Raw genomic sequence first — 12,447 nt, 5'->3', positions numbered from 1 at the left:
CACGCGCACTCCGTGTTGTTGCAACACCCTGATGCCCCCAGGTGAACCACTGAGACCGGCACCATGAAGAAAGTATTTGTGAAGACGTACGGCTGTCAGATGAACGAGTATGACTCGGACAAGATGGTCGACGTCCTGAACGCCAGCCAGGGGCTGGAACCCACCGACAACGTCGAAGACGCCGACGTGATCCTGTTCAACACCTGCTCGGTGCGCGAGAAAGCGCAGGAGAAGGTGTTCTCCGAGCTGGGCCGCATGAAGGCGCTCAAGGCCGCCAAGCCCGACCTCGTGATCGGCGTGGGCGGTTGCGTGGCCAGCCAGGAAGGCGCCAGCATCGTATCGCGCGCGCCGTATGTCGACGTGGTGTTCGGCCCGCAGACACTGCACCGCCTGCCCGACCTGATCGCGCGCCGGCAACGCACCGGCCAGTCGCAGGTGGACATCTCGTTCCCCGAGATCGAGAAGTTCGACCACCTGCCGCCGGCCCGCGTCGAAGGCCCGAGCGCTTTCGTCTCGATCATGGAAGGCTGCTCGAAATACTGCAGCTATTGCGTGGTGCCCTATACGCGCGGCGAGGAAGTCTCGCGCCCGTTCGAGGACGTGCTGGCCGAAGTGGCCGGCCTGGCCGAACAGGGCGTGCGTGAAGTCACGCTGCTGGGCCAGAACGTCAACGCCTATCGCGGCGCGATGGGCGGCACCAGCGAGATCGCCGACTTCGCGCTGCTGATCGAGTACGTGGCCGAGATCCCGGGCATCGAACGCATCCGCTACACCACCAGCCATCCGAAGGAATTCACGAGCCGCCTGGTCGAGCTGTACGGCCGCTGCGACAAGCTCGTCAACCACCTGCACCTGCCGGTGCAGCACGCGTCCGACCGCGTGCTGATGGCAATGAAGCGCGGCTACAGCGTGCTCGAGTACAAGAGCATCGTGCGCAAGCTGCGCGCGCTGCGCCCCGATATGTCGATGTCGTCGGACTTCATCATCGGCTTCCCCGGCGAAACCGAAGCCGACTTCGACAAGCTGATGGCGATGATCGAGGAGATCGGCTACGACACCTCGTTCTCGTTCATCTTCAGCCCGCGCCCCGGCACGCCTGCCGCCAACCTGCACGACGACACGCCGCACGAGGTAAAGCTGCGCCGCCTGCAACACCTGCAGGCCACGATCGAAGAGAACGTGCAGCGCATCAGCCGCAATATGGTCGGCACGGTGCAGCGCATCCTGGTCGAAGGCCCGGCGCGCAAGGACCCGACCGAGCTGCACGGCCGCACCGAGAACAACCGCGTGGTCAACTTCGCGCTGCCGGGCGTGCCCCAGGCGCAGCGCGACCGCATGATCGGCCAGATGGTCGACGTGTCGGTCACGCAGGCGTTCCCGCACTCGCTGCGCGGCGAGATCGTGGTGCGGCAATGAGCGAAGGCACCCCACGCGCCAGAATGAAGATTGCTACCGCAGAATTCGTCGCCCCGCGCGACGACAACACCCGGCTGCAGAACCTGTGCGGCCCGCTCGACGAGAACCTGCGCCAGATCGAACAGGCGCTCGACGTGACCATCCAGCGCCGCGGCCACCGCATGACGGTGCGCGGGACCAAGGCGCAGGATGCCGCAGCCGCGCTGGAGCGCTTCTACAACGATGCGCGCACCACGCTGTCGATCGACGACGTGCAGCTCGGCCTGGTGGAAGCGCGCCAGATCTCCGCACACGGTGGCTACCTGCCGCAAGCCGACGACGAGAACGCCACGCCCGGGTTCGAGGACGAGTCCCCGGTGCTGCACACGCGGCGCCCGGGCCTGCAGGGCCGCACCGCCACGCAGCGCGAGTACCTGCGCCATATCCTGTCGCACGACCTGACGCTGGGCGTGGGCCCGGCGGGTACCGGTAAGACCTACCTGGCGGTGGCGTGCGCGGTCGATGCGCTCGAGCGCGACACGGTCAAGCGCATCGTGCTGACGCGTCCGGCCGTGGAAGCCGGCGAGCGCCTGGGCTTTCTGCCCGGCGATCTCGCGCAGAAGGTCGACCCGTACCTGCGCCCCTTGTATGACGCGCTGTACGACCTGCTCGGCTTCGACCGCACGCAGAAAATGTTCGAGCGCCAGATGATCGAGATCGCGCCGCTTGCCTATATGCGCGGGCGCACGCTCAACCATGCCTTCATCATCCTGGATGAGGCGCAGAACACCACGCCCGAGCAGATGAAGATGTTCCTCACGCGCATCGGCTTCGGCTCCAGGGCAGTCATCACCGGCGACACCACGCAGATCGACCTGCCGCGCGGACAGAAGAGCGGCCTGGTCGAGGCCCAGCACGTACTGCGCGATGTGCGCGGCGTCGCGTTCTCGCGCTTTACCAGCATCGACGTCGTGCGCCACCCGCTGGTGGCCCGCATCGTCGACGCCTATGACGAATACCACGCCCAGCACAAGGACGCGTAAGTGAAATCCAGCAAAACCAAGTCTTCCGGCATCACCCTGACCCTGTTCGACGGCGAAGGCCGTGCGCGCAAGAGCGCAGCCCATGCCGTGCGCGTGCAACTGCCTGACGGGCGCAGCCTGACCGTCGACCTGTCGCAGGCCGCCGATGGCGTGGTGGGCCTGCTGGCCGAGCACACCGACACCCGCCAGCAAGCCGGCCTGCTGGTGCGCCCGGACAATCATGACGCGCTGTCGGTGGCCGTCACCGCCACGCCGGTCGTCACCACGACGGGCACCCCCGCCACGCCGCCCGCGCTGGAACTGGAAGTGCAGCAAGGCGACGGCGTCGGCAAGCGCGCCGGCCTGCCTTCGCGCAAGCAGATCGAGACCTGGGTGACGTCGGCGCTGTACGCCGATGCTGCGCTGACCGTTCGCTTCGTCGGCGAAGACGAAGGCCGCACGCTCAATCGCACCTATCGCGGCAAGGACTACGCCACCAATGTGCTGACTTTTTCCTACGCGGAGAATGAGGACGACCCGGTGAGCGGCGACATCGTGCTGTGCTGCCCGGTGGTGGAAGCCGAAGCGCGCGAGCAACGCAAGCCGCTGGAAGCGCACTATGCGCACCTGATCGTGCACGGCGTGCTGCACGCGCAAGGCTACGAGCACGAGGACGACGCCGAAGCCGAGGAAATGGAAGCGATCGAGACCGAAACGCTCCAGGCCCTGGGGTATGACGATCCGTACCGCGACGACCGTACGCCGGTCGCGCACTGAACGTCGTCCGCTTCGCGCCTGAAGTGAGCCCGCCCGCACACAGCCGGCCACACCGGCCGGCTGTGTCACGAGAGTCGACGGGCTTTTAGTGTATCCTTCAGACGATCTCCACCACGCGCTTGCCGCGAAATGAACGACCCCTATCCCAGTTCGAAACCTGCCCAATTCAGGCAGTCCGATCGTCCCCGATCGCTTCTCGAACGCCTGACGGACCTGATTTCCCCTGAGCCCGAATCCCGCGCGGAGTTGCTTGCCGTGCTTCAGGATGCGCATGAGCGCAACCTGATCGACGCCGATTCGCTCTCCATGATCGAGGGCGTGTTCCAGGTTTCCGAACTGACCGCGCGCGACATCATGGTGCAGCGCTCGCAGATGGATATGGTCAATATCGCGGACGCGCCGCAGACCTTCATCCCGTTCATGCAGCATACGGCGCACTCGCGCTTTCCGGTGTACGAAGGCAGCCGCGACAACATCATCGGCGTGCTGCTGGCCAAGGATCTGCTGCGCTACTACACCGACGAGCAGTTCGACCTGCGCGAAACGCTGCGCCCGGCGGTGTTCATTCCGGAATCCAAGCGCCTGAACATCCTGCTGCGCGAGTTCCGCAACAACCGCAACCACATTGCCATCGTCGTCGACGAATACGGCGGCGTGGCCGGACTGGTCACGATCGAAGACGTGCTGGAACAGATCGTCGGCGACATCGAGGACGAGTTCGACCTCGACGAGGATCAGGACAACATCCTGCCGCTGCCCGACGGTGGCTGGCGCGTGCATGGCCTGACCGAGATCTCGCAGTTCAATGAGGTGTTCGGCACGGCGTTCTCCGACCACGACGTCGATACCGTGGGCGGGCTGCTGTCGAACCATCTCGGCCACGTGCCGCATCGCGGCGAGATCATCACGCTGCCGCCGGTCCGGTTCGAGGTGCTGCGCGCCGACGCGCGCCAGGTCCACCTGCTGCTCGTGCACCGCGAGACGCCCGCGAACCACCTGGCCGACGCATGAAGCGCCAGGCCCCGGTGCTGGCCGGCACGGCGCGCGAGCGCGTCTCCACTGCAATCATCACGCGCCTGCTGCTGGCCGGCATGCTCGGCATTGCCCACACCCAGGCCTTCGCCCCGCATGACTGGTGGTGGTTGCAGATCCTGTCGCTGGCCGGCCTGGCCGCGCTGGTCGCCGATGCCCCGCGCGCCCGCGTGGCGGCCGCCACCGGCTATGCCTTCGGCCTGGGCTGGTTCCTGTCCGGCATCTGGTGGCTCTACATCAGCATGCACGTCTACGGCGAGATGCCGGCCTGGATGGCCGCGCTTGCCGTGGTGCTGTTCAGCGCCTACCTGTCGCTCTACCCGGCGCTGGCCGGCGCGGCCTGGCATCGCCTGGCCACGCGCCTGCCACGCCTGTCGATCTGGACCCCGCTGGCCTTCGGCGCGGCCTGGGGACTGTCGGAGTGGCTGCGCGGCGTGGTCTTCACCGGCTTCCCCTGGCTGTCGGGCGGCTATGCGCATACCGATGGCCCGCTGGCCGGCTTTGCGCCGCTGTTCGGCGTGTACGGCATCGGCGCCCTGGCCGCCACCGTGGCCGCGCTGCTGGTGCTGGCCGTGCGCGCATTCGGGCATCGTGCCGGCGGCCAGGGCCTGGCCGCCGCCGCGCTCGTCGCGGCCCTGCCTGTCGCCGGCGCAGCGCTGGCGCCGCTTGCCTGGACCACACCCGCAGGCAGCCCGATCTCGGTCAGGCTGCTGCAGGGCAACGTGCCGCAGGACATCAAGTTCGAGCAGGTAGGCGTGCAGCGCTCCATCGAGCTGTACCGCGACATGATCACCGCCACGCCGGCCGACCTGATCGTGACGCCCGAAACGGCGTTCCCGGTCATCCTGCAGGATCTGCCGGTCGAGGTCGCGATGGCCATGCGCGACTTCATGGAGAAGACCGGCACCGCCGTGCTGTTCGGTGCCGCCGGCGCCGATTCGCCGGTCGATTTCACCAACAGCGTGTTCGGCATTGGCCCGCAGTCACGCGGGCTCTACCGCTACAACAAGCACCACCTGGTGCCGTTCGGCGAATTCATCCCGCTGGGGTTCCACTGGTTCGTCGACATGATGAAGATGCCGCTCGGCGACTTCCGGCGCGGCGGGCTGGAACAGGCGCCGATGCCGGTGCGCGGCATCCGCGTGGCGCCCAATATCTGCTACGAGGATCTGTTCGGCGAGGAAATCGCGCAGACGCTGCGGCACCAGGCCGCGCCCGCAAACATCATGGCGAACCTGACCAACCTGGCGTGGTTCGGCGATACGATCGCGCTCGACCAGCATCTGCAGATTTCGCGCATGCGCGCGCTGGAAATGCGCCGCCCGATGCTGCGCGCGACCAATACGGGCATGACCGCCGTGGTGGCGCCGGACGGCAAGGTGCAGGCACGCCTGCCAACCTTCACCATCGATACGCTGACGGCCTCGGTCCAGGGCATGGACGGACTGACGCCCTATATTCGCTGGGGAAATGTGCCGGTGCTGGCGTGGTTCGCGGCCGTGCTGGCGCTGGCCGCCTGGCGCGCGCGGCGCGCACGCTGAACTGCCTGTTTGGTCACAGGCAGGAGTCACGGTTAGCAGGTCTGCCGGGGCGCGCCCGTCACGGGTAGTGCGGTGCGCGTCCGGGCCCGGCATCGCCGCGGTGTTGCCTGGCCAATGCCGTGATCGTTTTCCAGTCGCCGGGCGAATCAGCCAAGCAGGCTCGTCACAGCCGAAACGGCTGCCGCGGCGATCATGACCGCGATGGCGAGCAGGTAAGGTTTGCGAGAAAGTAGTGCCATGACCCATGTCCCCATGTGGAAGTCCTTCGCAACTCTGACTGCCGGTTGCTTACTCAATACTGTATACAAAAACATTATCGGCAAGGGCACCTCAAGCCTGAATCCCCCGTCGGTGTTTTCCCCAAGCGTTGCGAAAGCCCGACATGCTGCCGCGGCCCGCAAACGCAGGCCGGCGCCCGAAAACCCGATAGAATTCAGGGTTTAGCACCAACCGTATGCGTCGCCCGCTGCACTTTGACTGCAGCCCGCGCCAGTGATGGCGCGGCATCGCGGCGGGACTCCCGATCTAGCCTCCCTATGCTGACCTTCCAACAAATGATTCTGACCCTGCAGGCCTACTGGGACCGGCAGGGCTGCGCACTCCTGCAACCCATCGATCTGGAGGTCGGCGCGGGGACTTCGCACGTGCACACGTTCCTGCGCGCGATCGGGCCGGAGCCCTGGCGCGCGGCCTACGTGCAGCCGTCGCGCCGCCCCAAGGACGGCCGCTACGGCGAGAACCCGAACCGCCTGCAGCACTACTACCAGTACCAGGTCGTGCTCAAGCCCGCGCCCGAGAACATTCTCGAGCTGTACCTCGGCTCGCTCGAAGCGCTGGGGCTGGACCTGAAGCAGAACGACATCCGCTTCGTCGAGGACGACTGGGAGAACCCCACCCTGGGCGCATGGGGCCTGGGCTGGGAAGTGTGGCTCAATGGCATGGAAGTGACGCAGTTCACCTACTTCCAGCAGGTCGGCGGCATCGACTGCAAGCCGATCACGGGCGAGATCACCTACGGCATCGAACGCCTGGCCATGTACCTGCAGAAAGTCGAGAACGTGTACGACCTGGTGTGGACCGAGTGGGAAGAGAACGGCGAGACGCGCCGCCTGACCTATGGCGATGTCTACCACCAGAACGAGGTCGAGCAGTCCACGTACAACTTCGAGCACAGCAACACCGAAATCCTGTTCCGCCATTTCGCCGAGCATGAAAGCGAGGCGAAGCGCCTCATGGGCAATGCGGGCAATGCGGGCGAGGCGAACGGCAGCGGCGCCGAAGTGCAAGCCGGCACGCGCCTGGCCCTGCCCGCCTACGAACAGCTGCTCAAGGCCGCCCACACGTTCAACCTGCTGGACGCGCGCGGCGCGATTTCCGTGACCGAGCGCGCCGCGTATATCGGCCGCATCCGCAACCTGTCGCGCCAGGTCGCCCAGGCCTACTACGATTCGCGCGAGGCGCTGGGCTTCCCGATGTGCGGCGGGGCCAAGGCATGATGAGGCTCACGCGCAGCGCGCTGTGCTGCGCCATGGCCATGGCAGTGCTGGCGCTGACGGGCGGTGCCGCGGCCGCGCGCGCCAAGGTTCCGCCTGCGCCGAGCCCGCAGGCGCTGCTGCTGCCGGCCGAGCTGTCCAATGTGTGCGAAGCCGATCCGCAGGCGCTGCAGCTTGCCATGGCGCGCCACTGGCAGCCGTCGCTGAACTCGCTCGACCAGTGGACACAGCTGGTGCGGTCGTTCGCGTGCGACCTGTCCGGCTCGCGCGATCTCGGCTGGCACCGCGTGCCGCTGCGCGCGTACGAAAGCGCGATCCGCTATCCGCTGGCCTGGATCGAGACGGAAATCCGCAACGGCAAGCCGCGCCGCGTCATCCGCACCTACTATTCGGCCGCGCAGCTGCCGCCGAAGATCGATTTCTGGGTGGGCGGGCACATCGAAGAGATCCGCTACGACAAGCGCCTGCGCCGTATCGAAGCGCGCTTTCCGGCCGCGGGCAGCCGCGCCGCCGGCAACGGTGCGGCCAGTGCCGTCGCCGTGACGCAATGCGCGTCCACCACGCTGCAATTCCGGCAACAGAACGGCCTCTGGCTGCTCTCCGGTGTAGAACCTAATCTTGAGCCGCACTGCTGAGCGCAGGGCGTGCCACAACCTGTTGGAAACGATTCATGTCGCAACCCATGACCGACTCGCTGCTGATCGAACTGTTCACCGAAGAGCTGCCGCCCAAGGCCCTGTCGCGCCTGGGCGACGCCTTCGCGCAGGGGCTGTTCGCCGGCCTGCGCGAGCGCGACCTGCTTGAAGACGGCGCCGCCGTCACGCCCTATGCCTCGCCGCGCCGCCTGGCCGCGCTGGTATCCGGCGTGCGCCGCAGCGCGCCGGACCGCGAGCAGCGCGAAAAGGTCCTGCCGCTGTCGGTGGCGCTGGGCGCCAACGGCGAACCCACCGCGCCGCTGGCCAAGAAGCTGGCCGCGCTGGCCAAGTCCGTCGGCGTGCCGGAAATCGCCTGGCAGACGCTGGAGCGCGCCTCCGACGGCAAGGCCGAGGCTTTCTTCTATCGCTACACCGCCAGGGGCGCGGAGCTGTCCGGCGGCCTGCAGGCCGCGCTGGATGACACCATCGGCAAGCTGCCGATCCCGAAGGTGATGAGCTATCAGCGCCCGAGTGGCGACACGGTGCATTTCGTGCGCCCCGCGCACCGCCTGGTGGCGCTGTTCGGCAGCGAGATCGTGCCGGTCTCCGTGCTTGGCCTCCAGGCCAGCAACCTGACGCAGGGCCATCGCTTCCTGTCGCACGGCGCGATCGAGATCCCGCACGCGACGCAGTATGCGGACGCGCTCCTGCAGCAGGGCAAGGTGATCGCCAGCTATGCGCAGCGCCGCGAGTCGATCCGCGAGCAGCTGCTGAAGGCCGCCGGCGCCGACCAGGTCGTCATGCCCGATGCGCTGCTCGACGAGGTGAACTCGCTGGTGGAATGGCCGGTGGTCTACGCCTGCCATTTCGAGGAAGCCTTCCTGGCGGTGCCGCAGGAATGCCTGATCCTCACCATGCAGACCAACCAGAAATACTTCGCGCTGACCGACGCCGAAGGCCACCTGCGCAACCGCTTCCTGATCGTTTCCAATCTCGCCACGGAAACGCCGCAGTCGATCATCACGGGCAACGAGCGCGTGGTGCGCCCGCGCCTGGCCGACGCCAAGTTTTTCTTCGACCAGGACCGCAAGAAGACGCTGGCCTCGCGCGTGCCGCAGCTCGCGAGCGTGGTCTACCACAACAAGATCGGCACCCAGCTCGACCGCGTGCAGCGCCTGCAGCAGATTGCCGGCCACATTGCCGATGCGCTCGATGCGGCCGGCGTCCCCGTCGACAAGGCTGCCGCCATGCGCGGCGCCGAGCTGGCCAAGGCCGACCTGCTGACCGACATGGTCGGCGAGTTCCCCGAGCTGCAGGGCACCATGGGCACGTACTACGCCCGCCACGACGACGAAGCCGAGGACGTGGCGCTGGCCTGCTCCGAGCACTATCGTCCGCGCTTTGCCGGCGACGCGCTGCCCGAAGGCGCCGTCAGCACCGCCGTGGCGCTGGCCGACAAGCTGGAAACGCTGGTCGGCATCTGGGGCATTGGCCTGCAGCCCACCGGCGAGAAGGATCCGTTCGCGCTGCGCCGCCATGCGCTGGGCATCCTGCGCATGCTGATCGAGAAGCCGCTGGCCCTGTCGGTCGACGCGCTGCTTGCGCTGACCCAGCAGGCCTTTGCCGGCGTGCCGGCCGTCAAGGCGGCGCCCGAGGCCATTGCCGATTTCCTCTATGACCGTGTGCGCGGCTACCTGAAAGACAAGGGCTACACCACGAACGAAGTCGAAGCCGTGGTCAGCCTGCGTCCGCAGCGGCTGCACGACGTGATCGGCCGCATGGAAGCCGTGCGCACGTTCGCCGCACTGCCCGAGGCCGAGGCGCTGGCCGCCGCCAACAAGCGCATCACCAATATCCTGAAGAAAAACGCCGAAGCCGCGCAGGACATCGCCGCGGTCAACCCGGGCCTGTTCCAGGAAGACGCCGAGCGCGCGCTGCACGGCGCCATCGAACGCGTGCGCCCGGAGGCCGAAGCCGCCTTCGCCCGTGGCGACTTCACCAGCGCGCTGCGCGACCTGGCCCAGCTGCGCGAGGCCGTGGACGGCTTCTTCGACAACGTGATGGTGATGGCCGAGGACGCGCAGCTGCGCGCCAACCGCCTCGCGCTGCTGGCCTCGCTGCACGCGCTGGCCAACCGCGTGGCCGACATCTCCAAGCTGGCGGCCTGATCGCCAGACCGGCCCGAACCACGCCGCACGCCACACCGGAATCCAGACATGCCGCAGACACCGCCCAAATTCATCGTCCTCGACCGTGACGGGGTGATCAACCTCGACAGCGACCAGTTCGTGAAATCGGCCGAGGAATGGGTGCCGATCGAAGGCAGCCTCGAAGCCATCGCCGCGATGAACCAGGCGGGCTACCGCGTGGTGGTTGCCAGCAACCAGTCCGGCATCGGCCGCGGCCTGTTCGAAATGAGCGCGCTCAACGCCATGCACGAGAAGATGTACAAGGCGCTGGCCAACCTTGGCGGGCGCGTCGACGCCGTATTCTTCTGCCCGCATACCGCGGCCGACGCCTGCGACTGCCGCAAACCCAAGCCCGGGCTGCTCGACCAGATCAGCGAACGTTTCGGCATCGAACTCAAGGGCGTGCCCATCGTTGGCGACTCGCTGCGCGACCTCGAGGCCGGCGTGGCAGTCGGCTGCACGCCGCACCTGGTCCTGACCGGCAAGGGCCGGAAGACCCTGGACAAGGGCGGCCTGCCGCCGGGCACGCGCGTTCACGACGATCTGCGCGCATTCGCCCGCTGGCTGGCCGGTGGCGACTGCGCTCCGCGCGCGACTTCTTCCTGACTCCTCTGCTGCCCCCCTCTGCTGACCCCATCAAGCGCCCCACTCGATGACCTTTTTGCGTTCCTTTCTGTTTGCGCTGTACCTGCTGGTGCTGACGCCACCCTACGCGACCGCCTGCTTTATCGTATTCCCGTTCATGAATGCCGCGCGGCGCTTCGATTTCGTGCGCGGCTGGACCCGCCTGGCGATCGGCGCGGCGCGCCTGCTCTGCGGCATCCGCTACCAGATCGAAGGCCGGGAGCACATGGACACCATGCTGGACAAGCCCGTGGTGCTGCTCTCCAAGCACCAGTCCGCGTGGGAGACCATTGCCTATGTGGCGCTGATGCCCAAGCCGCTGTGCTACGTCTTCAAGCGTGAGCTGCTGCTGGTGCCGTTCTTCGGCTGGGCACTGGGCATGCTGAAGATGGTGCATATCAACCGCAAGGAAGGCACCAGGGCGTTTTCCTCCGCCGCGCGCCAGGGCCGCGAGCGGCTGGCCGAGGGCGCCTGGATCATCATGTTCCCTGAGGGCACGCGCACGCCGTCGGGCATGGCGAACCCGCGCTACAAGAGCGGCGGCGCCCGGCTCGCCGTGGAAACCGGCGCATGGGTGATTCCGATGGCCGTCAATTCGGGCCGTGTGTGGCCGCGCAATTCCTTCCTCAAGTATCCGGGCACGATCACGATCTCCATCGGGCCGTCGATCCCTTCGGCCAACAAGACGGCCGACCAGCTCAACCAGGAAGTGCGCGACTGGATCGAACGCGACATGCGTCGTATCGACCCGCAGAGCTACGGCAACGGACAGCCCGCATGAGTTTGCTGCGTCCCGCTCCCGACGCCCCCGGCGCACAGCTGGAACTGCCGCTGGCCGACAGCGGGCCGGGCATCGTGGCCGGGTTCGCGCCGCAGCCGGGACAGCCGCTGCAGCCGTTACAGCCGCCAGCGGCGGGGTGGCCGGCGCCGCAGCCGGATGCCCGAAGGATCCAGGTCGGCGAGCATACGCTGCACTACACGCTCAAGCGTTCGTCGCGCCGGACCATCGGCTTCACGGTCGACGACCGCGGCCTGTCGATCACCGCGCCGCGCTGGGTCACGCTGGCCGATATCGAGAGCGCCATCGTTGAAAAGCAGCGCTGGATCCTGAACAAGCTCGGCGAATGGCGCCAGCGGGAAACGCGCCGCGTGCTGCCCACCGTGCAATGGCGCGATGGTGCCAGCCTGCCCTTCCTCGGGCAGACCATCACGCTCGCACTGGAATCCCCGATCGGCGCGGTGCTGTTCAATGGCGAGACGCTGGTGCTGCACCTGGCCATGCCCGCGCATGCCGACGGGCAGCAGATCAAGGACCGCGTGCAGAGCTGGCTGCAGCAGCAAGCGCGTCGCCTGCTGCCGCAACGGCTCGACCTCTATGCCGAGCGCCTCGGCGTACGCCATACCGGATTTGCGCTGACCTCGGCCGCCACGCGCTGGGGCAGCTGCACCGCGGATGGCAAGATCCGCCTGAACTGGCGGCTGATGCACTTCCCGATGTCGATGATCGACTATGTCGCGGCGCATGAACTGGCCCATCTCAAGGAGATGAATCACGGCCCGCGCTTCTGGGAAACCGTGGAATCGATCTTCCCGGAATTCCGCGATGCCAGGGCACAACTGCGCGCGCATCCGCCCGAGCTGCTGCCCACGTTCTGAGTCGTTGGACCAGTCGCGGCGACACTGCGCGCCCGCGCCGGTGCGTTTCGCGCAAACGCACTAAAATGACGCACTCCCTCCAA

11 protein-coding genes are annotated in these 12,447 nt (G+C 67.1%); all 11 read left to right on the top strand.

Going from position 1 to position 12,447, the window contains the following annotated elements; genetic code table 11:
• The first annotated feature begins 63 nt into the window (after nt 1–63).
• Nucleotides 64–1,416, top strand: a complete 1,353-nt coding sequence (gene miaB, locus KHO22_RS19795) for a tRNA (N6-isopentenyl adenosine(37)-C2)-methylthiotransferase MiaB (protein WP_211948870.1) — start codon at nt 64–66, stop codon at nt 1,414–1,416.
• A 23-nt stretch (nt 1,417–1,439) separates the two neighbouring features.
• Complete coding sequence (locus tag KHO22_RS19790) at nt 1,440–2,438, top strand: PhoH family protein (protein ID WP_211948869.1); 999 nt, start codon at nt 1,440–1,442, stop codon at nt 2,436–2,438.
• Nucleotides 2,439–3,194: an rRNA maturation RNase YbeY gene (gene ybeY, locus KHO22_RS19785; protein ID WP_211948868.1), complete on the top strand. Its 756-nt coding sequence runs from the start codon at nt 2,439–2,441 to the stop codon at nt 3,192–3,194.
• A gap of 129 nt (nt 3,195–3,323) precedes the next feature.
• Entirely contained in the window at nt 3,324–4,205 is an 882-nt protein-coding gene (locus KHO22_RS19780) for an HlyC/CorC family transporter (protein WP_211948867.1), read from the top strand.
• Nucleotides 4,202–5,767 (top strand): apolipoprotein N-acyltransferase, encoded by a 1,566-nt coding sequence (gene lnt / locus KHO22_RS19775; protein ID WP_211948866.1) that lies wholly within the window; start codon nt 4,202–4,204, stop codon nt 5,765–5,767. The genes KHO22_RS19780 and lnt overlap by 4 nt, the downstream gene beginning before the upstream one ends.
• Before the next feature lie 536 nt (nt 5,768–6,303).
• A complete protein-coding gene (gene glyQ, locus KHO22_RS19770) occupies nt 6,304–7,263 on the top strand; it encodes a glycine--tRNA ligase subunit alpha (protein WP_211948865.1) in 960 nt (319 codons plus the stop codon).
• The gene (locus tag KHO22_RS19765; RefSeq protein WP_211948864.1) at nt 7,260–7,895 is read left to right on the top strand and encodes a hypothetical protein; all 636 of its coding nucleotides are present in this window, start codon (nt 7,260–7,262) and stop codon (nt 7,893–7,895) included. Before glyQ ends, KHO22_RS19765 begins: the two co-directional genes overlap by 4 nt.
• A gap of 35 nt (nt 7,896–7,930) precedes the next feature.
• Nucleotides 7,931–10,063: a glycine--tRNA ligase subunit beta gene (gene glyS, locus KHO22_RS19760; protein WP_211948863.1), complete on the top strand. Its 2,133-nt coding sequence runs from the start codon at nt 7,931–7,933 to the stop codon at nt 10,061–10,063.
• A gap of 48 nt (nt 10,064–10,111) precedes the next feature.
• Nucleotides 10,112–10,690, top strand: a complete 579-nt coding sequence (gmhB, locus tag KHO22_RS19755; RefSeq protein WP_211948862.1) for a D-glycero-beta-D-manno-heptose 1,7-bisphosphate 7-phosphatase — start codon at nt 10,112–10,114, stop codon at nt 10,688–10,690.
• Between the two features lie 46 nt (nt 10,691–10,736).
• On the top strand, nt 10,737–11,489 hold the full coding sequence (locus tag KHO22_RS19750; protein ID WP_211948861.1) for a lysophospholipid acyltransferase family protein: 753 nt from the start codon (nt 10,737–10,739) through the stop codon (nt 11,487–11,489).
• Complete coding sequence (locus tag KHO22_RS19745) at nt 11,486–12,364, top strand: M48 family metallopeptidase (RefSeq protein WP_211948860.1); 879 nt, start codon at nt 11,486–11,488, stop codon at nt 12,362–12,364. Before KHO22_RS19750 ends, KHO22_RS19745 begins: the two co-directional genes overlap by 4 nt.
• Nucleotides 12,365–12,447: the final 83 nt, after the last annotated feature.

The sequence above is a fragment of the Cupriavidus yeoncheonensis genome (genome assembly GCF_905397275.1).
GTDB lineage: Bacteria > Pseudomonadota > Gammaproteobacteria > Burkholderiales > Burkholderiaceae > Cupriavidus > Cupriavidus yeoncheonensis.
Note: the sequence above shows the minus strand (reverse complement) of the source record. Positions and strands in the feature narration are given on the sequence as shown.